The 26,988-nt window shown below is 59.6% G+C and carries 26 protein-coding genes and 2 pseudogenes; 26 read left to right on the top strand and 2 right to left on the bottom strand.

Translation table 11 applies throughout. The features are described from left to right. Positions 1 to 35: 35 nt before the first annotated feature. The 8 genes from cobW to cobJ all read left to right on the top strand — a co-directional run bounded on the left by cobW (position 36) and on the right by cobJ (position 10,073). Positions 36 to 1,112: a cobalamin biosynthesis protein CobW gene (gene cobW / locus HF327_RS17975; protein WP_198461702.1), complete on the top strand. Its 1,077-nt coding sequence runs from the start codon at positions 36 to 38 to the stop codon at positions 1,110 to 1,112. Continuing rightward, entirely contained in the window at positions 1,112 to 4,921 is a 3,810-nt protein-coding gene (gene cobN, locus HF327_RS17970; RefSeq protein ID WP_198461701.1) for a cobaltochelatase subunit CobN, read from the top strand. The genes cobW and cobN overlap by 1 nt, the downstream gene beginning before the upstream one ends. Beyond that, positions 4,918 to 6,000 (top strand): ATP-binding protein, encoded by a 1,083-nt coding sequence (locus tag HF327_RS17965; RefSeq protein ID WP_198461700.1) that lies wholly within the window; start codon positions 4,918 to 4,920, stop codon positions 5,998 to 6,000. Before cobN ends, HF327_RS17965 begins: the two co-directional genes overlap by 4 nt. Before the next feature lie 131 nt (positions 6,001 to 6,131). Next, complete coding sequence (locus tag HF327_RS17960) at positions 6,132 to 6,644, top strand: vWA domain-containing protein (RefSeq protein WP_198461699.1); 513 nt, start codon at positions 6,132 to 6,134, stop codon at positions 6,642 to 6,644. Next, positions 6,637 to 7,929: a nitrite reductase gene (locus tag HF327_RS17955; RefSeq protein ID WP_198461698.1), complete on the top strand. Its 1,293-nt coding sequence runs from the start codon at positions 6,637 to 6,639 to the stop codon at positions 7,927 to 7,929. Before HF327_RS17960 ends, HF327_RS17955 begins: the two co-directional genes overlap by 8 nt. Continuing rightward, on the top strand, positions 7,901 to 8,530 hold the full coding sequence (locus HF327_RS17950) for a precorrin-8X methylmutase (protein ID WP_198461697.1): 630 nt from the start codon (positions 7,901 to 7,903) through the stop codon (positions 8,528 to 8,530). The genes HF327_RS17955 and HF327_RS17950 overlap by 29 nt, the downstream gene beginning before the upstream one ends. 10 nt (positions 8,531 to 8,540) lie before the next feature. Further along, entirely contained in the window at positions 8,541 to 9,281 is a 741-nt protein-coding gene (gene cobI / locus HF327_RS17945; protein ID WP_198461696.1) for a precorrin-2 C(20)-methyltransferase, read from the top strand. Positions 9,282 to 9,290: 9 nt separating this feature from the next. Continuing rightward, positions 9,291 to 10,073, top strand: a complete 783-nt coding sequence (cobJ, locus tag HF327_RS17940) for a precorrin-3B C(17)-methyltransferase (protein WP_328701901.1) — start codon at positions 9,291 to 9,293, stop codon at positions 10,071 to 10,073. Between the two features lie 9 nt (positions 10,074 to 10,082). Here cobJ and HF327_RS17935 read toward each other — a convergent pair whose 3' ends face one another. Further along, positions 10,083 to 10,823, bottom strand: coding sequence for a cobalt-precorrin-6A reductase (locus HF327_RS17935; RefSeq protein WP_198461695.1), 741 nt, complete (start codon positions 10,821 to 10,823; stop codon positions 10,083 to 10,085). On the opposite strand from HF327_RS17935, the gene HF327_RS17930 reads away from it, so the two are divergent. Genes HF327_RS17930 through cobF form a run of 4 tightly spaced genes read left to right on the top strand, consistent with a single transcriptional unit; the run spans position 10,816 to position 14,055 of the window. Further along, a complete protein-coding gene (locus tag HF327_RS17930) occupies positions 10,816 to 12,009 on the top strand; it encodes a bifunctional cobalt-precorrin-7 (C(5))-methyltransferase/cobalt-precorrin-6B (C(15))-methyltransferase (RefSeq protein WP_198461694.1) in 1,194 nt (397 codons plus the stop codon). The genes HF327_RS17935 and HF327_RS17930 overlap by 8 nt on opposite strands. Beyond that, positions 11,997 to 12,515 carry a cobalamin biosynthesis protein gene (locus tag HF327_RS17925; protein WP_198461693.1) on the top strand — a complete coding sequence of 173 codons (519 nt, stop codon included), beginning with the start codon at positions 11,997 to 11,999 and terminating at the stop codon, positions 12,513 to 12,515. Before HF327_RS17930 ends, HF327_RS17925 begins: the two co-directional genes overlap by 13 nt. Next, complete coding sequence (gene cobM / locus HF327_RS17920) at positions 12,512 to 13,306, top strand: precorrin-4 C(11)-methyltransferase (protein ID WP_198461692.1); 795 nt, start codon at positions 12,512 to 12,514, stop codon at positions 13,304 to 13,306. The genes HF327_RS17925 and cobM overlap by 4 nt, the downstream gene beginning before the upstream one ends. Next, positions 13,306 to 14,055, top strand: coding sequence for a precorrin-6A synthase (deacetylating) (gene cobF / locus HF327_RS17915; RefSeq protein ID WP_198461691.1), 750 nt, complete (start codon positions 13,306 to 13,308; stop codon positions 14,053 to 14,055). The genes cobM and cobF overlap by 1 nt, the downstream gene beginning before the upstream one ends. Before the next feature lie 331 nt (positions 14,056 to 14,386). On the opposite strand, the pseudogene HF327_RS22430 reads toward cobF, so the two are convergent. Next, positions 14,387 to 14,482: pseudogene (locus tag HF327_RS22430) on the bottom strand (IS5/IS1182 family transposase); the annotation flags it as partial. A 167-nt stretch (positions 14,483 to 14,649) separates the two neighbouring features. Between HF327_RS22430 and HF327_RS17910 the strand changes: the two are divergent. From HF327_RS17910 to HF327_RS22185, 14 genes and pseudogenes are all read left to right on the top strand, one after another. After that, positions 14,650 to 14,811 (top strand): periplasmic nitrate reductase, NapE protein, encoded by a 162-nt coding sequence (locus HF327_RS17910; RefSeq protein WP_198461690.1) that lies wholly within the window; start codon positions 14,650 to 14,652, stop codon positions 14,809 to 14,811. Further along, positions 14,804 to 15,106 (top strand): chaperone NapD, encoded by a 303-nt coding sequence (locus tag HF327_RS17905; protein ID WP_236024269.1) that lies wholly within the window; start codon positions 14,804 to 14,806, stop codon positions 15,104 to 15,106. Before HF327_RS17910 ends, HF327_RS17905 begins: the two co-directional genes overlap by 8 nt. Continuing rightward, positions 15,099 to 17,588, top strand: a complete 2,490-nt coding sequence (gene napA, locus HF327_RS17900; protein ID WP_198461689.1) for a periplasmic nitrate reductase subunit alpha — start codon at positions 15,099 to 15,101, stop codon at positions 17,586 to 17,588. Before HF327_RS17905 ends, napA begins: the two co-directional genes overlap by 8 nt. A gap of 17 nt (positions 17,589 to 17,605) precedes the next feature. Beyond that, positions 17,606 to 18,112 (top strand): nitrate reductase cytochrome c-type subunit, encoded by a 507-nt coding sequence (locus tag HF327_RS17895; RefSeq protein ID WP_198461688.1) that lies wholly within the window; start codon positions 17,606 to 17,608, stop codon positions 18,110 to 18,112. Between the two features lie 24 nt (positions 18,113 to 18,136). Next, a complete protein-coding gene (locus tag HF327_RS17890; protein WP_198461687.1) occupies positions 18,137 to 18,784 on the top strand; it encodes a cytochrome c3 family protein in 648 nt (215 codons plus the stop codon). A 4-nt stretch (positions 18,785 to 18,788) separates the two neighbouring features. Next, positions 18,789 to 19,478 (top strand): cytochrome c biogenesis heme-transporting ATPase CcmA, encoded by a 690-nt coding sequence (ccmA, locus tag HF327_RS17885; RefSeq protein ID WP_198461686.1) that lies wholly within the window; start codon positions 18,789 to 18,791, stop codon positions 19,476 to 19,478. Then, positions 19,475 to 20,128 (top strand): heme exporter protein CcmB, encoded by a 654-nt coding sequence (gene ccmB / locus HF327_RS17880; RefSeq protein WP_198461768.1) that lies wholly within the window; start codon positions 19,475 to 19,477, stop codon positions 20,126 to 20,128. Before ccmA ends, ccmB begins: the two co-directional genes overlap by 4 nt. A 1-nt stretch (position 20,129) precedes the next feature. Next, positions 20,130 to 20,891 carry a heme ABC transporter permease CcmC gene (gene ccmC / locus HF327_RS17875; RefSeq protein ID WP_198461685.1) on the top strand — a complete coding sequence of 254 codons (762 nt, stop codon included), beginning with the start codon at positions 20,130 to 20,132 and terminating at the stop codon, positions 20,889 to 20,891. A gap of 139 nt (positions 20,892 to 21,030) precedes the next feature. Continuing rightward, positions 21,031 to 21,531 carry a cytochrome c maturation protein CcmE gene (ccmE, locus tag HF327_RS17870; protein WP_198461684.1) on the top strand — a complete coding sequence of 167 codons (501 nt, stop codon included), beginning with the start codon at positions 21,031 to 21,033 and terminating at the stop codon, positions 21,529 to 21,531. After that, positions 21,528 to 23,534 (top strand): heme lyase CcmF/NrfE family subunit, encoded by a 2,007-nt coding sequence (locus HF327_RS17865; RefSeq protein ID WP_198461683.1) that lies wholly within the window; start codon positions 21,528 to 21,530, stop codon positions 23,532 to 23,534. Before ccmE ends, HF327_RS17865 begins: the two co-directional genes overlap by 4 nt. Next, the gene (locus tag HF327_RS17860) at positions 23,534 to 24,052 is read left to right on the top strand and encodes a DsbE family thiol:disulfide interchange protein (protein ID WP_198461682.1); all 519 of its coding nucleotides are present in this window, start codon (positions 23,534 to 23,536) and stop codon (positions 24,050 to 24,052) included. Before HF327_RS17865 ends, HF327_RS17860 begins: the two co-directional genes overlap by 1 nt. Next, on the top strand, positions 24,049 to 24,522 hold the full coding sequence (locus HF327_RS17855) for a cytochrome c-type biogenesis protein (protein WP_198461681.1): 474 nt from the start codon (positions 24,049 to 24,051) through the stop codon (positions 24,520 to 24,522). Before HF327_RS17860 ends, HF327_RS17855 begins: the two co-directional genes overlap by 4 nt. Next, positions 24,519 to 25,781 carry a c-type cytochrome biogenesis protein CcmI gene (gene ccmI / locus HF327_RS17850; RefSeq protein WP_198461680.1) on the top strand — a complete coding sequence of 421 codons (1,263 nt, stop codon included), beginning with the start codon at positions 24,519 to 24,521 and terminating at the stop codon, positions 25,779 to 25,781. The genes HF327_RS17855 and ccmI overlap by 4 nt, the downstream gene beginning before the upstream one ends. A 216-nt stretch (positions 25,782 to 25,997) precedes the next feature. Next, positions 25,998 to 26,865, top strand: a pseudogene (locus HF327_RS22185) (IS3 family transposase); the annotation flags it as partial. Positions 26,866 to 26,988: the final 123 nt, after the last annotated feature.

Raw genomic sequence — 26,988 nt, 5'->3', positions numbered from 1 at the left:
GGCTTCCTCTCACCTTGAATAACTGGAGTAGAGCTTTGAATAGCAGTAAAAAAATCCCCGCCACCATCGTGACTGGCTTTCTGGGTAGCGGTAAAACGACTTTATTGCGCCACATTTTGCAAAACGCCAACGGCCGTCGCATTGCCGTCATCGTCAACGAGTTTGGCGAGCTGGGCATTGACGGCGACATTTTGCGCGGCTGCGGGATTGGGTGCGAAGACGAGGCTGGCGAGCAGGGCGGCAAGCTCTATGAGCTGGCCAATGGCTGCCTGTGCTGCACGGTGCAGGAAGAGTTCTATCCCGTGATGCGCGAGCTGATTGAGCGACGCGGTGAGATTGACCATATCCTGATCGAGACCAGTGGTCTGGCTTTGCCCAAGCCTCTGGTCCAAGCCTTTAACTGGCCCGAGATCAAGAACGCCTGTACGGTGGATGCCGTGATTACGGTGGTCGATGTTCCCGCCACTGCCGCTGGCCAGTTTGCCGCCAACCCGGCAGCGGTGGATGCGCAGCGCAAACAGGATCCGAATCTCGATCATGAATCACCGCTGCATGAGCTGTTTGAAGACCAGTTGATCTCTGCCGACCTGGTGGTGCTGACCAAGCTGGATCAGGCGAGGGCCGAAGATCGCGCCCGGGTCGAAGAAATCGTGCGCGAGGAAGTACCCGCGCAGGTCAAGATTGTGGCCGCCGACCATGGCCGTATTGATCTGGATGTGGTGCTGGGTCTGTCCAGCGCATCGGAGGAAACGATTGACCAGCGCATGGGCCACCATGAGCACGAAGACGGTCATTCCCATGATGAACATGACCACGACGACTTTGACTCCATCGTCATCAAGCTGCCCGAGTTGGAGCGCGCAGCCTTGTTTCAGGCCATGGAAAAGATCGTGGCTGAGCACACGGTCTACCGCATCAAGGGCTTTGTGGCTTTGCCAGGTAAACCGATGCGACTGGTGATCCATGGCGTAGGCAAGCGCTTTGACAGCTACTTTGACCGCATGTGGCGCGCAGGCGAAGAGCGTCAGACCTATCTGGTTTTCATCGGTCATGACCTTGATGAAAGTGCCATCACTGCTGAATTGAACGCCCTGTCGGTCGGAGCGATCTGATGCATCTGCTTGCCGTTCAACCCGGTGGCTTTGTCGATGATGAAGCCTTTGTTGCCAGCATGGCGCAGACGCCCGGCCAGATCGTGATTCTGAGCGCGGCGGATACCACGCTGGCGTTGCTGGCCGATGCGTATGCGCAGCTGCAATCGGGAGTGAACGGTGAGCAGTTGCCGACGGTGCGCCTCGCCAATCTGATGTATTTGCGCCAGCCCGCCTCGGTCGATCTGTATGTCGACGAGGTGCTGCAGCATGCCAAGGTGATTGTGATTGACCACCTTGGAGGGGAAAGCTACTGGCCCTATGGCACCGATCGCGTGCGCGAAATTTGCCGCAGCAAGGGCATTGCGCTGGTGATGTTCTCGGGTGATACCACCGAAGACTTGAATCTGCTGCAGAAAAGCACGGCCAGCAAAGAGCAATGTCGCACGCTGTGGCGCTATCTGCGTGAAGGCGGGGCCGCGAATGCGCGCGAGCTGTTCTGTTATCTGTGGCAGGAATTTCTGCAGGGCCCGCAGCAGCCATTGCCGCCAAGACCGCTGCCTGCCGTCTCGATGTACCACCCGGATGGGCATGCTTCGGTAGAGTGCTGGCAGCAAGGCGCAGGCATGCGCTGGGACGCTGGCGCACCCGTGGTACTGGTGGTCTTCTACCGCGCGCATTTGCAGTCTGGCAACACCCAGGTTTTTGATGCCTTGTGTGCGCAATTGCTGGCCAATGGCTTGAATCCCTTGCCCTTGGCGTTGCTGTCACTCAAGGATGCTGCCTGCCTTGAGATGCTGCATGGCCTTTGCGCTGAGCATCAGGTGGCGCTGATTCTCAATACCACGGCGTTTTCTCAGTCCTCACTGGAGGCCCCGGGCGATTATGCGCTGGCGGGTGATATTCCGGTGCTGCAACTGATTCTGTCGGGCGGCAACGAGCAAAGCTGGCTCAATGATGCGCATGGTCTGCAGCCACGCGACATCGCCATGCATGTCGCCATGCCTGAGGTGGATGGTCGCATCATCACGCGGGCCATCAGCTTCAAGGGGCTGTCGCATCGCAGCGAACTTACGCAGTCCGATGTGGTGCAGTACCAGGCGCATACCGAGCGCATGGGCTTTGTGGTGGAGCTGGCAAGGCGCTGGTGCGACTTGCGCGCCAAGTCCAATGCTGACAAACGGCTGGCGCTGATTCTGGCCAACTACCCGACCAAGGAAGGGCGCATCGGCAACGGCGTGGGACTGGATACACCGGCCTCGGTCATTCAAATCCTGCAGGAGCTGGAACGCCAGGGCTATGCGCTGGATGCCCTGCCTGCCGATGGCGATGCCCTGATGGAGCAGCTGCAGCATGGTGTGACCAACGATCCGGATTCCTGGCAGCTGCGGCCTGCCTGGCAAAGTCTGGATCTGGAGAGCTATCAGCGCTTTTTTGACAGCCTGCCCGATGAAAACCGGCAAGCTGTTCTGCAGCGCTGGGGAACGCCCCAGCAAGACCCCATGCTGCGCAACAGCCGCTTCATGATTGCGGGTCTGCGTCTGGGTCAGGTGTTCGTAGGCATTCAGCCCGCGCGTGGCTATCAGCTCGATGCTATGGCCAGCTACCACGATCCCGATCTGGTGCCGCCGCACTACTACCTGGCGTTTTACTTCTGGCTGCGCAGCGCGTGGGCAGCAGATGCCTTTGTGCACGTGGGCAAGCACGGCAATATGGAGTGGCTGCCGGGGAAAAGCGTGGCCTTGTCTCAGACCTGCTGGCCAGATCTGGTCTTTGGGCCCATGCCGCATCTCTACCCCTTCATCGTCAACGATCCGGGTGAGGGAACGCAGGCCAAGCGCCGCGCCCAGGCCGTCATCATCGATCACCTGATGCCGCCGCTGACGCGTGCCGAAAGCTATGGTGCGACGCGGGATCTGGAGCGCATGGTGGACGAGTATTACGAAGCGGTGACGCTGGACGGGCGGCGCGCCAAGCTCCTGCGCAAGCAGATTCTGGCGCACATCGTGGCCCACGACCTGCACCAGGATCTGGGACTGGCCGCACCGCGCTCTGAGGAAGACGAGCAGCTTCTGCTCAACAAGACCGATGCCTATCTGTGCGAGCTCAAGGAAAGCCAGATACGCGATGGGCTGCATGTCTTCGGCTGCTCGCCTCAGGACCGACTGGAGCGCGATACCTTGCTGGCGCTGGCACGCCACCCCGTTGGCAATGGCAAGGGCGCCCATGCCAGCCTGATTCGCGCTTTGGCGCAGGACTTGAAGCTCGGTGCCGACTTTGATCCGCTGGATGCCGACTGGGCCAAGCCATGGACAGGCAATCGCCCCGCCTTGCTGGCGCAGGTGGATGAACAAGCCTGGCGCAATACCGGCGATACGCGCGAGCGACTGGAGCTGTTGGCGCTATCGATACTGGAGCGTGATGCGCTTATTCATCAAGCGCTGGAGCCGTATTTCATCCAAACCCAGGCCGTGCTGCAGCGCGTGGAGCAGGACCTGCGTCCGCGCCTCAATCAATGTGGCCCGCAGGAATTGCTGCAGCTGATGCGCGGTCTGGCCGGGCGCTTTGTTCCGGCGGGCCCCAGCGGTGCCCCCACGCGCGGCCGACCCGATGTGCTGCCCACCGGGCGCAATTTTTTCTCGGTCGATACGCGTTCTGTCCCCACACCCACCAGTTGGACGCTGGGTTTGAAATCCGCCAATTTGCTGGTGGAAAAATATGCGCAGGAGCATGGCGAGTACCCCAAGTCCATTGGCCTGTCGGTCTGGGGCACGGCCACCATGCGCACTGGCGGTGACGATATCGCCCAGGCCCTGGCCTTGCTGGGTGTGCGCCCGACCTGGGCGGGCGGCAGCTGGCGCGTCAGTGATTTCGAAGTGCTGCCCATGTCGGTGGTAGGGCGCCCGCGGGTCGATGTGACGCTGCGTGTGTCTGGCTTTTTTCGCGATGCATTCACCAATGTCATTCGCTTGTTTGATGCCGCCGTGCAGAAGGTGGCGGCTCTTGAGGACGAGGATGAATTCACCAACCCCATCCGGGCGCGCGTACTGCGTGAGGCTCAGCTGCTGAGCGCGCGAGGCATGGAGCAGGCGGATGCCCGCCATCAGGCCGGGTTGCGTGTCTTTGGTGCCAAGCCCGGCAGCTATGGCGCGGGTTTGCAAGGGCTGATCGACGGGCGCAACTGGGACAGCGACGAAGACCTGGCCACTGCCTATCGCAACTGGGGTGCCTATGCCTACGGGCAAAAGGATGATGGCACGGCCGTGCCCGAGACCTTTGTGCGTCGGCTCTCCGATATGCAGCTGGTGGTGCACAACCAGGATAACCGCGAGCATGACTTGCTGGACTCTGACGACTACTACCAGTTTCAAGGCGGCATGGCGGCGGCGGTGCGCCATTTCAGCGGTCAGCAGCCGACCCTGTACTTTGGTGATCACAGCAATCCTGAATCGCCGCGCATGCGCACGCTGCAGGAGGAGATCAGCCGCGTGGTGCGCTCCCGCGTGACCAATCCCAAATGGATAGATGGCGTCAAGCGCCATGGCTACAAAGGCGCTTTTGAGATTGCCGCCACGGTGGACTATCTGTTTGCCTTTGATGCCACGGCCCGTGTGGTGCGCGATGACCAATATGCGCGCGTCACCGATGCCTTTGTGAGCGATGAGCACACCCGGGCCTTCATGCAAAAGCACAACCCGCAGGCCTTTCAGGGCATGTGCGAGCGCCTGCTGGAAGCCATTCAGCGCGGCCTGTGGCAGGACGCTGCCGACTATCAACCCATGCTGGAGCAGCATTTGCTGCAGACAGAGCAGATGCTGGAGATGCGATGAGCGCTGCACCCAAGAACGAAATGCCTTGTTTTCCGTTCACGGCGATTGAAGGCCAGCCTCAGTTGCAGCTGGCTTTGCTGCTGCTGGCGGTGGACCCGCTATTGGGCGGCGTGCTGGTGGAAGGGCCGCGCGGTACCGCCAAGTCCACGGCGGCCCGTGCGTTGGCCGACTTGTTGCCCGCCGGCCGCTTTGTGAACCTGCCGCTGGGTACGACCGAGGAACAGCTGCAGGGCTCGCTGGATTTACAGGCTGCGCTCAAGCATTCCGAAGTGCAGTTCAAGCCCGGTTTGCTGGCACAGGCGCATCAGGGCCTGCTGTATGTGGATGAGGTCAATCTGCTGCCCGATGGCTTGGTGGATCTGCTGTTGGATGTCAGCGCCAGCGGCATCAATCGCGTCGAACGCGATGGTGTATCGCATCAGCATGCGGCTCGCATCGCTCTAGCGGGCACCATGAACCCGGAAGAGGGGCAGCTGCGCCCACAGCTGCTGGACCGATTCGGCCTCTTTGTGCGCCTGACGAATGTGCTCGATGCACAGGCACGCAAGCGCATTGTGCGCACCCGCATGGCGTTTGATGCAGAGCCGTCTTTGTTTGTCGCCCGTCATGCCGATGCGCAAGCGCAACTGGCTGAGCAGGTGCTCCAGGCCAGGGCAAGGCTTGATGCGGTGAGCTGGCCTGAGTCGGTCTTCGATCAGGTGGCCGATCTCTGTCAGCAGGCGCAAGTCGAGGGCGTGCGTGCCGATCTGGTCATGTTGCGCGCCGCTCGTGCCCATGCAGCGCTGCAGAGCCGCGCCGAGGTGGCGGGTTCTGACGTGGCCAAGGTGGCAGAGCTGGCCTTGGCCCATCGCCGCCATCCTCAGGTTCACCCGCCGGTTCCGCCTGCGGAAAAGCCGCAGTCGCAGCTCGAAGATTCGCAAGCCCAGAGCCAACCCGAGCCGTCTGCAGCGTCGACTGATGCTCCACAGGATAGTGGCGGTGCTGCGAACTCCGACGGCTGGGGCGGCATGGCCGCGCCGCAGCAAGTGGGCATTCAAACCATCAAAGAGTTGAGGCCGCTACACACAAAAAAAGCCTGACGCGTCCTGTTCACCCCGGTAAAACCAGAACAGGGCGCGGACCAAGCCCTGTCTTGAAAGGGCGGTCACAAGCCATCAATGATCAGCGTATGGATTGGGTCAGGACTCTGACGTGCAAAGGTGCGCAAGCCTTGGCCGCAGAGCATTTTCGCTATCGCAGGCATGGAGCAGGCTCTGCCGTTGTGCATCTGGTGCTGCTCGATATGTCGGCTTCCATGCTGCGTGCCGGAAAGTTGGCCAGTGCCAAGGGCTGTTTGCTGGCCTTGATGCAGCAGGCGTATCGCGATCGCGAGCATGTCGGGGTGATCAGCTTTGGCGGTCAGGGGGCTTACTGGCTGGCCCGGCCCGGCAAGGCTCAGGCCTTCAATGACAGCTGGATTGCGCCTTTGGGCGGCAGCGGCGGAACGCCTCTGGAGTCGGGTTTGCAATTGCTCGCGCCTGCCATCCAGAAAGCCGATCGTTTAACCCATGTCTGGCTGCTGACCGATGGGCGTTTTGCGCAACTGCCTGAAAAGCCGCAGGGCATGGACCGTTGCACGATTGTGGACCTGGAGCTTGATGGGCTGCGGCTGCAGCGTTGCCAGGCGCTGGCCGAGCATTGGCAGGCACAGTGCATCAGTCTGGACGAGGTCAGCGATGCATAAGAGTGCGGCCATCAAGGTGCAGGGCTGGTGCCCTACGGCGTGGGCTCCCATGCAGGCGCAGGACGGCTGGATTGTGCGCGTGCGCCCGCATTGCGCATCCATTAACGCCCAGCAATGGACGGTACTGGCCGAGCTGTCGCTGTCCTGTGCTCACCCCGAGATCGAGCTGACAAGGCTGGGCAGCGTGCAGTTGCGCGGCGTCAGCGAAGCGCATTTGTCAGCAGTTCGCTCAAGACTGGTTGAGGCGCGACTGGTGCCCGCAGATGCCGATGCCGATCAGGCTCCGGCCGTGCATTGCACGCCGTTTTATAAGCAGGGGGATTTGACCCATGCCCTTGCCTTGTTGCTGTCGCAGGCAGTGATGGCTCAACTTTCGCCGAATGCACTGCAACGTCAGGGAGTCGATGCATTGCCCAGTAAATTTGGCTTGGCGGTGGATGATGCACAGCGACGTATGCGAGGTATTGCCGCCGATATATCCGTCTGGGTGACGGCGGACGAGCGCTACGGGCTGGCGCTGGGCGAGCAATCTGGCTGGTATGCGTTTGACGGCGCAGCCGAAGTGGTTGCCGCGGCATTGGCGGTGGCGCTGTGGTTTGCCAAAGAGCGTACAGCTATTGCGCCCATCCCCGTCCCCACTTTCACTCGTTTGCGCCAGCTGCTGCCGCTGCATGCGTTGAAGCTGCCCTGTCTCAAGTTGGCGGAGTTTAGGGCTGACAACTCGGTGGCAGCAGTTGCTGCCCTGCCTGGTCAATGGGCGCAGTCCGGTCACGTGATCGGCGCGCCCATGGGCCGAATCAGCGCGGCGGCTTTGCTTGAGGCCTTGAAACCTATATCACCTCAGACAGAGATCCGCGTTACGCCGTGGCGCTCTTTGTTCTGCGCGGACGAGGCCATTGCTGCGCGGTTTTTCTCGTCCGCGCACTGGATCACAGAGGCAGACGATGCCCGTTTACGGGTTTCTGCCTGCACCGGGGCACCGCGATGCACCCAGGCAGTGCTGGCGTCGCGGGAGCTGGCCCTGGTGTTGGCGCCCCATGTACCGCCTCAGACCCATGTTCATGTCAGCGGCTGTGCCAAGTGCTGCGCACTTTCGCCGGAGGCCACGGCAGTCTTGATTGGAACTGGGGTGCCCGCTGGTGACTCAGGGCAAGCGCTGCTGAATCTGAGCTGGCCGAATCTGCCCCAGCAACCGTTTTCTCAAATTTCGACTCAGGCATTGCGTCAAGAGCCGAGCCATATTTCGACCCTCATTCATGACCTACACATACGAAACCCAAGGTGACGAGATTTACCGGCAGTCCTTTGCCATCATTCGCCGGGAAGCCGATCTAAAGCGCTTTACCACTCTGGAAGAGCGTGTGGCCTGTCGCATGATTCATGCCGCAGGCATGGTCGAGCTGGCTGCGCATATTCGCTTCTCGCCTGACTTTGCAGTGGCCGCCGAGTCGGCGCTGCAGCGCGGCGCCCCCATTCTTTGCGACGCCCGCATGGTCAGCGAAGGCATCACGCGCAAGCGCATGCCCGCCAGCAATCCCATCATCTGCACCCTGAACGATCCAGCTGTTCCCGATCTGGCGAAACAAATGGGCAACACCCGAAGCGCTGCTGCACTGGAGCTGTGGCGGCCGCATCTGGCAGGCGCCGTGGTGGCCATTGGCAATGCGCCGACTGCGCTGTTTCATCTGCTAAATATGCTGCAAAACCCTGACTGTCCGCGCCCGGCGGCCATCATCGGCTGCCCGGTGGGCTTTGTGGGCGCAGCGGAGTCCAAGGATGCACTGGAGCAATGGGGTGGCATTCCCTTTGCCGTGGTGAAGGGCCGGTTGGGAGGCTCTGCCATCACGGTGGCGGCCGTCAATGCGCTGGGCAGCGTGATTGAGTGAAGGACGCATCATGAATCGTGGAAAAATCATCTGTGTGGGACTGGGTCCCGGCGATCCGGAACTCATGAGCGTCAAGGCCGATCGACTACTGCGCAACGCGCGGCATGTGGCTTTCTTTCGCAAGCGCGGACACCCTGGCAAGGCGCGGCAACTGGTCAATGGCATGCTGCATGCCGAGGTCACCGAGTACCCGATGGAGTACCCGGTGACCACCGAAATTCCGCACGACGATCCGCGCTACATCGCGCAGCTCTCGGATTTCTATCTGGGCTGGCAATCCAGGTTGACGGAGCTGACGCGCAGCGAAGATGTGGTGGTGCTCTGCGAAGGCGACCCGTTTTTCTATGGTTCCTTCATGCACTTGTATGTGCGCCTGCGCCAGGCGAGTGTGGTGCTTGTCGAAGTACTGCCCGGCATTCCAGGCATGGTGGGGTGCTGGCATGCGACGGGGATTCCTGTCACCTGGGGCGACGACGTCATGAGCGTGCTGCCGGCCACCTTGCCCGATGCTCAACTACGTCAGCATATGGCGCGATCTGATGCCTTGGTCATCATGAAAGTGGGGCGTCACCTGGGCCGTATCCGCGGACTGCTGACCGAGCTGGGCAAGCTCGACCAGGGTTGGTTGGTGATCAACGGCACCATGGCGGATCAGCAAGTCATGCCCTTGCGTGATGCGCCCGAGCGTTGCCCGTACTTTGCCATCGTGATTGTTCATGGGCAGGGGCGACGTCCTGCCAATGACATGTAAGGGCCAGCGGTGATAACTCATACAACACAGCGCGGCAGCCTTCGCGTCGTGGGCCTGGGGCCCGGAGCCGATGCGCTGCTGACGGATAGCGTGCGCAGTGCTATTGCTGGCGCAACGGATGCGTTTGGCTATTTTCCCTATGTCGAGCGTCTTTCGGGTCTCGGCCATCTGACCTTGCATGGCAGTGACAACCGCGAAGAGCTGGGGCGTGCGCGCAGCGCCTTGAATCTGGCCGCACAAGGTCGGAAAGTGCTGATGCTGTCGTCGGGCGACCCGGGTGTCTTTGCCATGGCCAGTGCGGTGTTCGAGGTGCTGGATGAAGCAGGGCCCGAGGAGCTGGCGCGCTGGGTGGCCGTGGATATCGATGTTCAGCCCGGTATCACGGCCATGCTGGCGGCGGCGGCAAGACTGGGTGCCCCGCTGGGTCATGATTTTTGCGCCATCAACCTGTCGGACAACCTCAAGCCTGCGGCCGTGATCGAACGCCGCATCCAGCTGGCAGCGCAGGCCGACTTTGCCATGGCCTTCTACAACCCCTGCTCCAAATCTCGGCCCGAGGGCTTTGAGCGGGCGTTGCGGGTGCTGAGGCAGGAATGTGAACCCCAGCGCCTGATCTGCTTTGCCCGCAATGTCAGTCATGCCGATGAAACGCTGCGCGTGGTACAGCTGCAGGATGTACAGGCCGAGATGGCGGATATGCGCACCGTGGTCATTGTGGGCAACAGCCAGACGCGCCAGGTGGGTCGTTATGTCTATACGCCGCGCAGTTATGGAGTGGCGGGCAGCCGCTAACGCTTAGTGCTAGCGCTTCAACCATTCCATGGCCTGCTGCGGTGTCTCGCATTGCACGCGCGCGGGCAATCGGGGACGGTCGACCATGATGACGGGAATCTGCAGCTGCCTTGCCGCTTCAAGCTTGGCATAGGTGTCGGTGCCGCCCGCATTTTTACTGACCATACAGGCTATGGCATGTTGTTGCAGCAGAGCCAGTTCGTCCTGCAGCTGAAACGGTCCGCGTGCAATCAACAGCGTGCAGCTGGATGCAGGCAGGGCCACATCCACCGGGTCTATCACGCGCAGCAAAAAGTGATGCCGTGCAGTCTGGTCGCTGAAGGCCGGCAGCTGCTTGCGACCAATGGCCAGGAAAACATTTTTGAGCCCCGGCGGCAGCGCTGCAGCGGCGGTGGCCATATCCGGCACATGCGTCCATTGGTCACCGGCTTGCGCTTGCCAGGCCGGGCGCTCCATGGACAGCAGCGGAATGCCCAGCGCCTTGCAGGCGGCAATGGCGTTGCGGCTCATTTGCGCGGCAAACGGATGGGTGGCATCAATCACATGGCTGATTTGCTGCTCCCGCAGATAGTGCATCAAGCCTTCGACGCCGCCAAACCCACCCACACGGCTGGGCAGGGCGGGTTGACGGCGAGTCTGCGTGGCACCGGCATACGAGTAAATGGCTTGGATACCGGCTTCATGCAGGCGAGTGGACAAGAGATAGGCATCAAACGTGCCGCCTAACAGGAGAACTTGGGTCATGGCCAATCCGTGGCTTTCGATAATCGGTATACATCCATCCGGCCGAGATGCGCTGAGTGCAGCGGCCCGGCAGGCGCTCGATGATGCCAGCGTGGTGTTCGGTAGTCCACGCCATCTGGCGCTGGGGCAGGTCGGCGAGCGGGGCCACCCCTGGCCTGTGCCTTTTGATGTGGAGCCCGTGCTGCAACTACGCCACCAGGAAAAAGTGGCCGTCCTTGTCTCGGGCGACCCTTTTCATTTCGGCGCGGGCGCATCGCTGTCCAAGCACCTTGAAGTGGGCGAGTGGCGCAATTATCCGCAGCCTTCGACGTTTTCCTTGATTGCCGGAGATCTGGGCTGGTCACAAGAACATACCCATTGCCTGGGTCTGCACGCGCGGCCTCTGGAGACATTGACTGCTTTGCTGGCCAAGGGTCAGCGTTTCATCTGTTTGCTGCGCGATGGTTCGGCGGCTCGGCAACTGGCGCTCTGGCTGGCGGAGCAAGGCTGGGGTGATAGCCCGCTGTGGCTTGTGTCCCATGCGGGCAGCGAGGCGCAGCAGATTCGCCATGGCCTGGCCCATCAGCTCGCTCAGCAGCTGGATGGCGATCCCGTTTCAGCCCCAGTCGCAGCGGCCTTTGAAGCACGCGGTGGCCATGGTTTGGTCCAGGTGGCGGGCCGCAGCACCGACCAGTTTGTGCATGACGGCCAGATCACCAAAAGCCCCGTGCGTGCCATGACACTGGCAGCGCTGGCACCGCGCCGGGGTGAATGCCTGTGGGATCTGGGCGCGGGTTCCGGATCGGTCTCGGTGGAGTGGTGTCTGGCCGGTGGTCGGGCTATTTGCGTGGAGCAGCATGCGACGCGGGTTGCGGGCATCGAGCAGAACGCCGAGCGCTATGCATTGCCGCTACAGGTGCTTCATGGCGATAGTTTGACCCTGCTGGATCAACTCGGTTCGCCCCCACAGGCGGTCTTTGTCGGCGGCGGTTTCGAGCTGAATTTGTTCAATGCCTTGCGCCAACGCTTGCATGCGCCATGGCGACTGGTCGTGAATGCTGTGGCACTGGAGACGCAAGCGCTGCTCATGGAGCTGCATCGCCTGCATGGTGGACAGTTGCTGCAACTGCAGTGGAGCGAAGCCGTGCCGCTGGGGCGCATGCAGTCCTGGCAAGCCGCCAGACCCGTGGTGCAGTGGCTATGGCAGACATGATGCGTCTGGTGGCTGGCTGGGGCTTTCAATCCAGTGCGGTGCAGCAGTCCTTTTCCAGCTGCTGGCTGCAGGTGCGTCAGGCTCTTTCAGCGGCACAGGTGGCGCATGCGCATTGGGCTCATGCCTTGCTGGAGACTCGGGCACAGACTCCGGCCTGGGCCGAGTTTACGGCCTGGGCGGCCGAGCAAACGCCTGACGCCGAGTTGCTGCGGTGCAAGGAAACCGATATTCAACAGGTCACCACGCAGACCGCGTCTGCACGCGTACAGCAGCGTTTTGGCTGCGGCAGCGTCTCCGAGGCCTTGGCCGTTATTGGGGTGGAAAAGCTTATTCAGCAATGGGTTTTTGCACCTGAATATATAGCAGATGCCTCGCATATTGCGCCAAACATCCGGCTGATTCTGCCGCGCATGGTGTCCGCCGATCGACAGGCCACGCTGGCGATTGCCGCTGTGGCGGGCTTTGCGCCGGCTTCCCCTTGTTTTGAAACAGGAGTTATTTCTTGACAGTTCACTTTATTGGCGCAGGCCCTGGCGCCGCGGATCTGATCACGGTACGAGGGCGCGATCTACTGGCTTCCTGCCCCGTGTGTTTGTACGCTGGATCTTTGGTGCCCGCTGAGTTGCTTGCGCATTGCCCCGTTGGCGTGCGCTTGATCAACACCGCGCCGCTGTCGCTGCAAGACATCGTGGCAGAGATGGCTGCAGCCCATGCACAAGGCCTGGATGTGGCGCGTCTGCATTCGGGAGATCTCAGCATCTGGTCGGCCATGGGCGAGCAGCTGCGCCGTCTGCGCGAGCTGGAGATTCCCTATACGGTAACGCCTGGCGTGCCCTCGTTCAGCGCTGCGGCTGCTGCGCTGGAAGCTGAACTGACCTTGCCCGGCTCTTGCCAGTCGGTGGTGCTGACGCGTACCTCGGGGCGCGCCTCCAGCATGCCCGATGGTGAAACGCTGGCCGCTTTTGCCGCGACCGGGGCGGTGCTGGCGATTCACCTGTCGGTCCATGTGGCGCAACAGGTGCAGCACGAATTGCTGGTTCACTACGGGGCCGATTGCCCGGCGGCGATTGTCTGGCGTGCCTCTTGGCCCGATGAGCGAGTGGTACGTACCTCAGTGGGGGAGATTGCGGCAGCGGCTCAGGCCAATGCACTGCAGCGCAGCGCCTTGATTCTGGTTGGACGTACGCTGAGCCAGGAGGGTTTTGGTCTGAGTCGCCTCTATGCTGATGACTATGACCGCCGCTACCGCCCGCGTGGCGAAGAGCCGAGATTTCCTTCCGGAACCGAGGCTAACTGATGCTGGAACTGTTTCTCATTGGTATCGGGACTGGCAACCCCGATCACATCACGCGGCAGGCCGAGAAGGCCATCGAGCAGGCGGATCTGGTGCTGTTGCCGCACAAGGACGACAGCAAGGCCGAGCTGGCGCAGGTGCGCCTGACGCTTTTGGAGAGCCTGGCCGTGCAGGAGCCGCGCATTGCGCATTTCGATATGCCTGTGCGCCGCCAGCAAGGCGATGACTACGACCAGCAGGTCGATGAATGGCATGACGCCATTGCCCAGCGCTGGAATGAATGCCTGAGTTCTCATCTGCCTGCAGGCTTTGGTCGCGTCGCACTGCTGGTGTGGGGTGATCCTGCACTCTACGACAGCACCTTGCGCATTGCGTCCCGACTGGGCTTGAGCAAGGCCCAGGTACATGTGGTGCCGGGGATTACCTCCATGCAGGTACTTTGCAGCGCGCATGGCATTGCGCTCAATGAAATCGGTGCTCCATTTCTGGTGACAACGGGGCGGCAGCTGCGCGAATCTGGCTGGCCGCAGGGCATTAATACGCTGGTCGTGATGCTTGATGGACAGTCTTCTTACGAGCAGCTAACAGAGCCCGATATCGATATTTTCTGGGGCGCCTATCTCGGTATGCCGCAGCAAATATTGATGCAAGGGCGACTGGCAGAGGTCAAGGACAGCATCAGTGCCAAGCGCCAGCAAGCCCGCCAGTTGCACGGCTGGATCATGGACATTTACCTGCTGCGCAGGAGGTAGCGTGAATCCCTTTTGCATGTGTTTTTGCGTGATTGCCAAGTGTGGAAGTGTAGCAAACTTTAAAAGCGATGTGCTGCTTGTTGCATGGTGGTGACATTGGGAAAAAAAAGAAGAACCAATGCTATGTTTTGCATAGCAAGGGTTATTTTATTTACTTGATTTTCGAGACATGGCTCTGTTGCACAAATCCAATTTAAAGCGAGCTATTCAAAACCCTCGCCATGGCTACCATCTGAGGACGAACCAACTCTGTAAATCAATTCAAAAATGGCTGCTCTGATATACAGCTTGTTGATTTGACGTTCAAAGGTTCGGTATATCACTCGTCCGGCAAGTTAGGCAGGACTGAAGCATCGTTCACATTGTTTGAATTCAAACAGACGACTCTGATCTGCAATGTCTGGGCATCAATATTGCGATACTGGCGAGCGAATGCAGCAACGCCTCTCGATAAAGAAGTTGATGTAGCTCAACGAGTTGAGAAGTGCCTTGTTTTGACCCGCATTTGTGTGTAATCTCGTGGCAAAGTTTCGTTGTCTGATCTCTATCGCCAAATCACGGGTGCTGATACATCCAAGCCAAGGGAGATTACTAATGACAGAATCTCAGTCTGAATCGACTCGCGCTGAGGAACTGCGCAGCTTCGCATTTCTCGCAGTTGTTATGGCGCCCATATTGGCCGTTGTACTCATTGCTGCATTCGGTTTCTCTATCTGGTTTTATCAGATGATCATCGGTGGACCGCCACATGCATGAAGAATCTGACCCAATTGACGCGAATACAGACTTGCATATCACCAGCCTGGTTGTGCATGTGCTCCCCAAAGCTTTGGAGCAGGTAGTCGTTGGAATCATAAAGATTAAAGGCGCTCAAATACATGGAAGTCATCCAGCCGGAAAGCTGGTGATTACCTTGGAGGCGCACCATGCAAGGGACATACTTGATTGCGTATCTCAAATTGAGCTGCTTGATGGAGTGATCAACGCATCCCTGGTTTACCAGCACGTTGAGAACTGGCAGTCGTTAAACCAAGAGGTAACACATGACTAGCACTAGGCGTGATTTTGTCCGTCAATCTGCGGCCGCTGCTGCAGGGGCGGTTGCTGGTATCCCCATAGAAGTTATATCTCAAGACGCAGGTGCAACAACCACTGATCTGAAGTGGTCCAAGGCACCATGCCGATTTTGTGGCACGGGATGTGGCGTCATGGTTGCTGTCAAGAACAACCGAGTAGTTGCCACTCAGGGTGACCCTGAGGCCGAGGTCAACCGAGGGCTGAACTGCGTCAAGGGTTACTTTCTGTCTAAGATCATGTACGGAGGTGACCGTCTAACCAAGCCACTGCTTCGCATGAAGAATGGTCGCTATGCAAAGGACGGCGAATTCCAACATGTCTCTTGGGATACGGCCTTCGACGTTATGGCAGAGCAGTTTAAAAAGACGCTCAAGGCCAAGGGTTCCGATGCAGTGGGCATGTTCGGCTCTGGCCAGTGGACGGTGTGGGAAGGCTATGCTGCCTCCAAGTTGTTCAAGGCCGGCTTTCGATCGAACAACATCGACCCCAACGCTCGGCACTGCATGGCATCTGCTGTGACGGGCTTCATGCGCACCTTCGGCATGGACGAGCCCATGGGCTGCTATGACGACATCGAGGCTGCGACGGCCTTCGTGCTCTGGGGCTCAAACATGGCTGAAATGCATCCGGTGCTGTGGACGCGCGTCACGGATCGACGTTTGTCCACGCCTGGTGTAAAGGTGGCCGTGCTGTCGACCTTCGAGCACCGCTCGTACGAACTGGCTGACATGTCTCTGACTTTTAAACCTCAGACCGACTTGGCCATTCTCAATTACATCGCCAACCACATCATCAGCACGGGGCGAGTCAACAAGGACTTTGTCTCCAAACACTGCAACTTCAAGCTCGGCAACGCTGACATCGGCTACGGTCTGCGTCCAGAGCATCCGCTGCAGAAGGCGGCTAAAAACGCCAACGATCCCAACGGTGCAAAGCCCATAGGCTATGAGGAATACGCCAAGTTCGTATCTACCTATACGCTTGATTACACGACGAAGCTCACGGGGGTTCCAGCTAACCGCCTCAAGGCTTTGGCTGAACTCTACGCAGATCCCAACAGCAAGGTGATGTCGTTCTGGACCATGGGTTTCAACCAGCATACGCGCGGTACCTGGGCCAATAATATGGTCTACAACATCCACTTGCTTCTGGGAAAGATCGCAACACCCGGCAATAGCCCGTTCTCGCTGACGGGGCAGCCTTCAGCCTGTGGAACGGCCCGTGAGGTGGGAACGTTCTCGCACCGCCTACCTGCTGACATGGTTGTGACGAATCCCGAGCATCGCAAGACCGCTGAAACTATCTGGAAACTGCCCGAAGGCACGATTCCGCCCAAGCCCGGCTACCACGCCGTGGAACAAAACCGTGCACTCAAGGACGGCAGGCTCAATGCCTACTGGGTAATGGTCAACAACAACATTCAGGCTGGTGCCAACCTGGCGCAGGAAGGCTATCCGGGCTACCGTAATCCCGATAACTTCGTGGTGGTGTCAGATGTTTATCCCACAGTCACAGCTGTGGCCGCTGATCTGATCTTGCCGTCGGCCATGTGGGTCGAGAAGGAAGGTGCCTATGGCAATGCCGAGCGCCGCACTCACTTTTGGCACCAACTGGTCGAAGCTCCGGGGGAGGCTCGTTCTGACCTGTGGCAGTTGATGGAGTTTTCCAAGCGCTTCAAAGTCGAAGAAGTCTGGCCTGAGGAGCTACTGGCCAAGAAGCCACAATTGCGCGGCAAGACTTTGTTCGAAGTGCTGTACCGCAACGGCAATGTGGACAAATTTCCATTGGCTGAAATGGATCCTGCCTATGGAAATGATGAGGCCAAGGCCTTTGGCTTTTATCCGCAAAAAGGCCTGTTCGAAGAGTACGCCTCGTTCGGTCGTGGCCATGGTCATGATCTAGCGCCATTCGACCAATATCACAAGGTACGGGGCTTGCGCTGGCCCGTGGTCAACGGCAAGGAAACCCGCTGGCGTTACCGGGAAGGCTCGGACCCTTATGTGAAGGCCGGTACGGGCTACCAGTTTTACGGCAATACCGACGGCAAGGCCAACATTTTTGCATTGCCGTATGAGCCGCCGGCAGAAGCTCCGGACAAGGAATACCCATTCTGGCTATCCACGGGTCGAGTGCTTGAGCACTGGCACTCGGGCTCCATGACTCGGCGCGTACCTGAACTGCACCGTGCCGTGCCTAATGCACTGTGCTACATGCATCCTGACGATGCCAAGGCGCTGGGCGTGCGCCGTGGTAGCGAAGTGGAAGTGTCCTCGCGGCGTGGAGCCATGCGCACGCGCGTCGAGACTCGCGGTCGCAATAAGCCACCACGCGGATTGGTCTATGTACCCTGGTTTGACGCCAGTCAGCTGATCAACAAGGTGACGCTGGATGCAACCGACCCGATTTCGTTGCAGACGGACTTCAAGAAGTGCGCTGTGAAGGTCACCAAGGTTTGACTAAAGGGAGGTTGGCCATGAACTTCTTCCGTAATTTCATCCGTATTGTGGGCATGCTGCTCATGCTAAATATAGGTATGACATGGGCACCATCTGCTGTCGCTGAGACCTTTTATGACGCAGCGCGAGGCCCTACGCCGATCATGCAGGCAACCAAGCCGCCAGTGCTGGGGAATGCCATCAACGACGACGTGCGCCGCACGCGAAACTACACCTGGCAACCTCCAACGATTCCCCATCGTGTTGACGGCTATCAGGTAGACAAGAACTTCAACAAATGCATGGACTGTCATTCGCGAACCAAGGCTGAAGTCTCGCAGGCCGTGCCAGTTTCGGTAACGCACTATATGGATCGTGACGGGCGCATGTTGGGGCAGGTATCCACGCGACGCTATTTCTGCCAGCAATGTCATGTGGCCCAAGATGCCGTCCGCCCCATAGTCAGCAACACCTTCGAAGACGTGGACACCGTGATTTTGAAGGCCCTGCAGTCACAGTCGGGCAAGGCATCCAAGAAAAATTGACGCTGCGGCGTACGAGGTTCATCTATGTTGACACTACTCAAGCGTTATTGGGCGGTGATTCGTCGCCCCAGTGTTCATTTCAGTCTGGGCTTTCTGACCATTGGCGGCTTCATCGGCGGTATTCTCTTCTGGGGCGCGTTCAACACGGCCATGGAGTTGACGAATACGGAGAAATTTTGCACGGGTTGCCATGAGATGCGGGACAACGTATTTGCCGAGCTCAAGAGCACGATCCACTACACCAACCGTTCGGGCGTACGTGCCGTTTGCTCAAACTGTCATGTGCCGCACGACTGGACCGACAAGATAGCTCGCAAGATGCAGGCCTCTAAGGAGGTGTGGGGCAAAATCTTCGGAACAATCGATACGCCTGAAAAGTTCGAGGCCAAGCGGCTGGAGTTGGCGCAGCACGAGTGGGCTCGGTTCAAGGCCAACGATTCGCTGGAGTGTCGCAACTGCCATAACTACGACTCCATGGATTTGACGCGGCAGAGTTTACGTGCGCAGAACATGCATAGCACCTATCTGGACAGCAAGGAAAAAACCTGTATCGACTGCCACAAGGGTATTGCCCACAAGTTGCCTCATATCCCCCCCGGACAAGGTCCCAGCGATTCTCCAGGTCAGAAGGTGCCGGGGTCAGCTGGCGCTTCGGTTGCTTCGGTGCAGTAGCGTTATGAAGGGTTTGAGCACGGCTGCTTCCACGTTACTTTCCATATCCAGCCTAGGCTGCGCGCGCGGCGGCCGCGTGGTGTTGCGCGATCTGGGCTTTGAACTCGGTGCCGGTCAGCTGCTGATGCTTAGAGGTCATAACGGAGCAGGCAAGAGCAGTTTGCTGCGTTGTCTGGCCGGCCTGCTGCCGTGGCGTGCGGGAAGCCTCCAGTGGTGTGGCGATACTCTGTCACCCCGTGATCCCGCCTACCAGCGGCAGCTGGTCTATATGGGACATCAGGCTGGAATGAGCGACGCTTTGACCGGGCTGGAGAATCTGCGCTTTGCGCTGGATCTGATGGCTGTGCACTGGAATGAAGCACGAGTGCAAGCTGTTTTGCAGGTTCTGTCGTTGTCGGGCGTTGTCACACGGCCTTTCGGTCGTCTGTCGCAGGGACAGCGTCGGCGGCTGGGGCTGGCCCGTGTTTTGCTGGGCGAGCGTTCACTGTGGCTGCTGGACGAACCTGACAACTGCCTGGATGTCCAGGGCGAGCAATATCTAGGCGATGCGCTGGACCAGCACCTGTCCTCGGGAGGAATGGCAGTGGTGGCTTCGCACCGCAATCTTGTGTTGCCAGCAGTTCGGGTGAAAGTACTGGATTTGTCCCTCGCCTTGGCGGGGGCGTCGAAGAATGAGCGGGAGGCTGTTTGCTGAGGGCAGTGTGCGCAAGAGAGTTGAAATTGGCTGCACGAAGGCCTTCTGATGCTTTCGGAGGGGTGTTTTTTTTCGTGCTGGTGGGCAGTCTTTTTCCTTTGGCATTGGGGCCGGACGCGGCCTTGCTGAGGCAGGTTGCGCCAGGCATCGTGTGGGTGGCTGCATTGCTGGCCGTGTTGCTGGGGCAGCACCGGCTGTTCGAGAGCGACATGGCCGATGGATCACTGGAGCAGTGGTTGCTGGCACCGGTGCCCTTGCCGCTGTTAGTGGGCCTCAAGGTGGGTACGCACTGGTTATTGGGTGTGCTGCCATTGTTGCTGGTGGCTCCATTGCTGGGATGGCAGTACGGCCTGAATGGGGCGGTGGTCGGAGTTTTGCTGGCTTCGCTTGCCTTGGGGACGCCTAGCCTGTACCTGCTGGCGGCTTTGGGCGCGGCGCTGACACTGGGTATGCGGGGGCAGTTGCTGCTGGCGCTGGTGGTGCTGCCGCTGAGCGTTCCCATTCTTATTTTTGGCAGCCATGCAGTTGCTCAGGCTCAGCAAGGGCTTAGTGCTGCGCCGGCCCTCAATCTGCTGGGAGCCAGCCTGTGCTTGGCTGTACTGACTGGACCTTGGGCCATAGCAGGCGCCTTGCGCCTAGCGCTGGAGTGACATGAGTTCCGTGACTTCCGATGCTTCTTCGACACCTGCTGCAGGGACCGGTTCCCGCAAATGGCGCCAACTCTCTTCACCGCCGGTTTTTTACGACTGGGCGGGCAGGGTGTGGCCCTGGATGGCTGTGTTGGCCACCGTGCTGGCGGTCGCTGGCCTTTGGGTCGGGTTTGGGTTGGCACCTACTGATCATCAGCAAGGCGAGGTCTATCGCATCATCTTTTTGCACGTACCGGCGGCTTGGATGTCCATGTTCATTTATCTGGTGGCTGCGGTTCATGCTGCCTTGGGATTGGTCTACGGTTCGCGACTTTCGCCCCTGCTGGCAAGGGCTCTGGCGCCCACCGGAGCTTTGTTCACTGCCATCGCCCTTTGGACCGGAGCGGCTTGGGGGAAGCCGACCTGGGGAGCCTGGTGGGTGTGGGATGCCCGGCTGACATCAGAGCTGATACTGCTGTTCCTCTATCTGGGCTATATGGCTATGGTCTCTGCCATCGAGGATTCGCGCCGGGCCGACGGTGCCGGTGCCATCGTGCTGCTGGCTGGGGTGGTCAATATTCCCATCATCTATTTCTCGGTGCAATGGTGGAGCACCTTGCACCAAGGTGCCAGCATTCGCATGGATGCAGCTCCCAGCATGACGCACACGATGTTGGCAGGTATGCTGCTGATGACGCTGGCCTGCTGGGCCTATACCCTGGCCGTCGCCTTGGTGCGGGCCCGTTGTCTGATTCTGGAGCGAGCCCGAGAGGAGACTCTGTAATGCAAGACCATGTCTTTTTCATTGCACTGGCCTACGGGGTGAGCGTGATAGCGTTGGGCGTTGAACTGGTCTGCTTAATTGTGCGCAGCCACCGCCTAAGGGCTGAAGCGGCGTCTGGACTCACAACCAAGGAGCGCCCATGAAGCCGCGCCAGCGTCGTCTATTGTGGGTTTTGGCAGGACTTGTTCTGGTGGCCGCCGCCGTCACGTTAGTGCTGCGCGCGCTCAACTCTAATGTGATGTTCTTCTACAGTCCCAGCCAGGTCCATGCGGGCGAAGTTCCGCAGGGCGCGGCTTTCCGTCTGGGTGGACTGGTAGAGCAGGGGTCGTTGCAACGCAGCGGCGACGGAATGCTGCTGCGCTTTTCTGTGACTGATGAAGTGCGCAGCGTGCCGGTGCAGTACCGGGGATTGCTGCCAGATTTGTTCCGTGAGGGCAAGGGCGTAGTGGTCTCGGGCCGTCTACAGCCGGATGGAGCCTTCCAGGCCTCCGAGGTACTGGCCAAACATGATGAGAACTACATGCCGCCTGAAGCGGCCCATGCCCTAAAGAATGCTGCCGGAAAACCGCCAGAGAAATCGATCAAGGACGAATCCGTTCAGGATAGCGCTGATGGCACATCCAAGGGAGAGCGCACATGATCGCTGAACTTGGAGTGTTTGCTCTGGTGCTGGCTCTGGTAACAGCGGGCTTGCTGGCGGTGCTGCCGCTGGCAGGAGCTCATTGGGGCTTCGCAGGATGGGTGAAACTGGCTCGGCCCGCGGCGTTATTGCAATGCCTGCTTTGCATGCTGTCGTCGGCGAGTCTGTTCTGGTGCTTCTGGCGCGGAGATTTCTCAGTGCTGTACGTGGCCGCTAACTCGCACAGTGATCTGCCCATGGCCTATAAGCTGGCTGCCTTCTGGGGTGGGCACGAGGGCTCCATGCTGCTTTGGCAGCTCATGCTTTCTGGGTGGACGCTGGCGGTGGCATGGCGTAGCCGTGACTTGCCGCCTGCTTTCGTGGCGCGCGTGCTCGCAGTACTGGGTTGGATTAGTGTGGGCCTGTTGCTGTTTCTGCTGTTTCTGTCCAACCCCTTTACGCGTCTGGTGCCGGCTGCCGCCGAAGGCAAGGACCTCAATCCATTGCTGCAGGACCCCGGCATGGTGCTGCATCCGCCGCTGCTGTACATGGGCTATGTGGGCTTTGCCGTGCCGTTCGCGTTTGCCCTGGCGGCGTTGATCTCGGGTGAGCTGGGTGCGGCTTGGGCGCGTTGGTCGCGCTCCTGGACGCTGGCGGCCTGGGGGTTTCTGACGCTGGGCATTCTGCTGGGCAGTGCCTGGGCTTATTACGTGCTGGGCTGGGGTGGCTGGTGGTTCTGGGACCCGGTGGAAAACGCCTCTTTCATGCCCTGGCTGGTGGGCACAGCGCTGGTACATTCGCTGATAGTCACTGACCAGCGTGGAGCCTTTCGCAGTTGGTCCGCCCTGTTGGCCATCTGTGCCTTTTCACTGAGTCTGCTGGGCACTTTTCTCGTGCGCTCGGGTGTGCTCACCTCGGTTCATGCCTTTGCCGTAGACCCGGGGCGGGGCCTCTTCATCCTGTGCTTCGTCGTGGCCGTGGTGGGCGCTTCGCTTTGGTTGTTTGCCTGGCGTGCGCCGGAGCTAGGCCGAGGCTCGGGGGAGTTCGCCATGCTTTCGCGCGAAACCTTCTTGCTGATCAACAACGTGCTCTTTACAGCCGCCGCGCTGGCCGTGCTCATAGGCACGCTTTACCCGCTGGCGCTGGATGTGCTGAGCGGCGAGAAGATCTCCGTGGGGCCGCCGTACTTTCAAGCTGTCTTCCTGCCTTTGGTGCTACCGGCCCTGGCCTTGATGGGAGTGGGTACTGTGACGCGCTGGAAGAGCAGCCAAGCTGGAGAGCTGTGGAGGCGCCTTCGCATGGCCCTGGTGCTGAGCGTGGTATGTGCCGCCTTGCTGGCGCTGGCCGGAGGGTGGACAGGAGTGCGTCTGTCGCCGGCCACCTTGCTGGGACTTGCCTTGGGTTTGTGGTGTGTGTTGAGCACGCTGGCCCATGTCTGGCAGCGTCTGGGCCAAGGTAGGGGGGCTGGTCATCTTGGCCAGCGACTGTCGCGCCAGCCTTGGGGCTGGTGGGGCATGCTGATGGCGCATGCCGGCGCAGGGGTGTTCGTGCTGGCGGTAAGCCTGGCCGACGGATTGGAGAGTCGTCACGAGACCACGCTGGCGCAGGGCGAGACCGCCGAAGCGGGCGGCTACCGCTTCCGCTTTGACAGCCTGGGCCCGACCACTGGCCCCAACTATGATGCACAACGTGCCCAGTTCACCGTCAGCCGGAAAGGGCAGGGCAACTGGAATATGTTCCCTGAGAAACGGGTTTACCGCGCCCAGGGCATGGCGCTGAGTCAGGCCGCCATAGACAGTGGTTGGACGCGCGACGTGTTTGTGGCCTTGGGTGACCCGTTGGACGAACAAGGCCAGCGCTGGACAGTGCGCCTGCAGGTCAAGCCCTTCATGGACTGGGTATGGATAGGAACACTGATGATGGCGCTTGGTGCGGGCCTGAGCCTTATGGACCAGCGCTTTCGCACGGCCGCGCAGCGTGCGCGTCGTCCGTCTGGTGCAGCGGCCCTGCAAGGGGTTATTTGATGCGGTTTGTTTTGCCTCTAGCGATATTCTTAGCTCTTGCTGTCTTGCTCGGGTTGGGTCTGCAGCGTGATCCCCGGGCTTTGCCCTCTGCGCTGCTAGAGCAACCCGCGCCGGCCATAGATCGACCGCTGCTCGAAGACCCACAGCAGCGCCTGCAACTGCAGGACCTGCGTGGCCAGGCCTGGGTGCTCAATGTCTGGGCCTCGTGGTGCGCGCCTTGCCGCCAGGAACTGCCCGTGCTGGCCGAACTTTCCAAACGCGATGCGGTCCCCGTTTACGGACTGAACTACAAAGATCAACCGGACAAGGCGCGTGCGCTGCTGCGGGTGGCGGGCAACCCCTACAGGGCTTCGGCCATGGACGGAGATGGTCGCGTGGGTATGGACTTCGGCATCCAGGGCGTGCCTGAAACCTTTGTCATCGATGGCCAGGGTCACGTGCGCTATCGCCATGTGGGTCCGGTCACCTCAGAGATATGGCGTGACCGGCTGTTGCCGGTCATCAGGAGTCTCGAATGAAACTGCGAAGAACTGCCACAGCCTTCGCTGCGTCCGTACTGGCTAGCATGGCGATGCTGGTCCAGGCCAGCGCACCCATGCAGGACCAGGAGTTGCAGGACCGCGAAATGGAGCTGGCCGCTCAACTGCGCTGCGTCGTCTGCCAGAACCAGACTGTGGCCGAATCGCGGGCACCCATGGCCGAAGACATGCGCCTCGAAATCCGTAGCCAGCTCGAACAGGGCCGCAGCAATGATCAGGTGATCGCTTTCTTTGAACAGCGCTACGGTGCGTTTGTGCGCTACAACCCGCCCTGGAAGCCATCGACCTGGCTGCTGTGGAGCGGCCCTTTCCTTGTTGCACTGGGTGGCCTTGCCCTGTTGCGCAGAACACTGCGCCGCACGCGTATGTCGCATGCGTCCCTGACCCCGCAGCAGCGCGACCGCGCGCGCCAGTGGCTGGACTCTTCTTCGCAGGAGGAAAGCCCATGACCTCCATGCACTGGTTGTGGTTGGGTGCTATCGCCCTGATGTTGCTGAGTCTGGCGGTACTGCTACCGCCCCTGCTGGTCGAGAACCTGTCACCCGTTGGCGAAGCTGATGAAGCGTTGCGCCGCCTGTACCAGACACAGTTGGTCGAGTTGGAACAGGAGTGGTTGGGCGGACGGCTGAACGACGCTGACTATGCTCAGGCTGTCGAAGAGCTGCAGCGTCGTCTGCTTGGCGAATTGGACAAGCCTAGGCCATCAGTCGCCTGGCACCACAGTCTATGGCTGCGCCGTGGCAGTGCGCTATTGTTGGCGGTGTTTCTCCCTATAGCCGCTTTTTCTCTGTACTTGCAAGTTGGAGACCCCAAGGCTGCGGCACAGCTGGCGCAGGAGCAACCCGGCGCGCACGGAGAGGCGGGGGGCGATGCACAGGTGCAGGCCATGGTGGATGGGCTTGCCCGACGCCTTGAAGAGCAACCGCAAAATTTGCCTGGCTGGGTGATGTTGGCCCGCTCTTACGAAACCCTGGAGCGTTATGACGTTGCGGCCCAAGCGTATCGCCAAGCGTTGCACGAGGCACAGCGCAGCCTGATAGATGAGGAATTCCAGGCCAGGCTATGGGCTGATTTGGCCGATGCGCTGGCATCCGCACATGGCGGCGATCTGGACGGCGAGGCCGGCGAAGCGATAAGTCGGGCACTGAAATTGCAGCCCAGTCAACCTAAAGCCTTAGCCCTTGCTGGCAGCGCTGCTGTGCGCCACGGCAAGCTGGAAGAGGCGCAAAAGCATTGGCAAGCCCTGCTGAATCAATTAGAGCCTGGATCGGATATGGCACTGCGCGTGCAGGACGATCTGCTCAAGCTGGAAACCCAGGCTTCTACGGGTAGCCAGACTATTACGACCAAGGCAGCAGGTGACTCCAGAAGTCGCCTGAGCGGCGAGCTGCGCTGGGCTGCCTCACAGGCTATGCCATCTGGGTCAGCCAGCCTGGCCAAGGCTCAAGTCTTTGTTGTGGTGCGTGCTGACGGACAGTCCCGCCCTGTGGCTGTGCTGCGCCTGCCGGCAGTGTCTTTGCCTGTTCATTTCACGCTAGGACCAGAAAATCTGCTCGATTCTGCAGTTTCCTTGTCGACATTTCCTGTATTGCGCCTGCAGGCTCGGCTGTCACTGGAGGGGCAGGCCATGCCGCGAACAGGGGACGTTTACAGCCAGGCGATTGTGGTGACTCCCGGCTCGTCCAATTTGCTGCTGGAGTTGAATTAGATCCTTTAGGGGGCCTCTGTATAAATCCCAGATACATAAATGTTGATTTCCACGCAAGACTGACACGCTGGGGATAGAGATGAGATCTTGGACTACTGAGAGAAGTTCATATACATACACGAGCTGCACGGGCCTCTCTTCACGCTTTGGTTTAGGTGCTCAATCCTCAAGCCCGGCCACGTGTGCTTGGAGTGTCGTCGCACGACGATTTTCATAAAAGACCAGTGCATGGACCTTCATCTTCTGACCAGTTGGAAGAAGACATTGCTGGTTGATGCCATGCGCCATGCTTACACGCTGGCCGAGTTGATCGCCTAGCTAGCCTTGGCTCGCAGCTCGTACCTCTACCATCGCGCTACGGCTTGAAGCGGACGAGCAGTATGTCGCGGTGCACCGTACGAATGCCGATATCTTCGAACGCAACCAATGCGCTATGGCTATCGTCGCATTCAGGCCTCGCTAGTCAGACAATGTGTATGGGTCTCGGGGAAGGTGGTGCAGCGCCTGATGACGCAGGAAGGGCTGTTAGCTGCTGCACCCAAACGACGCCGCTACGGTTTCTATTTTGGATAATCAGTCCGGCGCAGGAGAGCTTGCTGAACCGTAACTTCAACGCCATTGCACTTAGTTAAAGTGGTTTACAGACAACTCTGCGTTCCAGCTGCCCGCAGAAAAAGTCTACGTTTCGCCCATGATCGATTGCTTCGATGGAATGGTTGTGAGTTGGTCTAGAGGCTCCAGGCCGTACGCTGAACTGGTTGACCGATGCTGGATACTGGATGCTGTGATCGCCTCACTGAATTGCAGCGAAGTGCAACCTGTGGTTCGCTCCGACCGTGGTGCCCACTATCGTTGAGCAGGATGACTGTCACGAATCGCGGATGCAGAACAGGTGCGTTTGATGCCATGCAAGGGCTACTGGCCCGACAATACAGTCTATGAAGGCTTGTTCGGGCGGCTTAAGAATGGGCTGTTCTATGCCCGCGACTGACCAGCCGCCACCATTGAGCAGTTCATTGATGCTGTCGCTACTTACATTCACTGGTACAACGGAAAACGTATCAAGCTACCTCTGGGAGGTTAAGTTCCTGTGGAATTCTGACAAGAACTGGACCTAGCCGCATAAAAACCAGTCCAAGTTTTTATATGCCTCCCCAGTAGGACACTTCTGGGTGGAAATCATCAGAATTTTTTCATGAGGCTCAAG

Source organism: Comamonas suwonensis, from assembly GCF_012844455.2.
In the GTDB taxonomy this organism is placed as follows: Bacteria; Pseudomonadota; Gammaproteobacteria; order Burkholderiales; family Burkholderiaceae_C; genus Comamonas; species Comamonas suwonensis.
The sequence above is the reverse complement of the archived record's forward strand: the minus strand, read 5'-3'. Positions and strand labels throughout refer to the sequence as shown.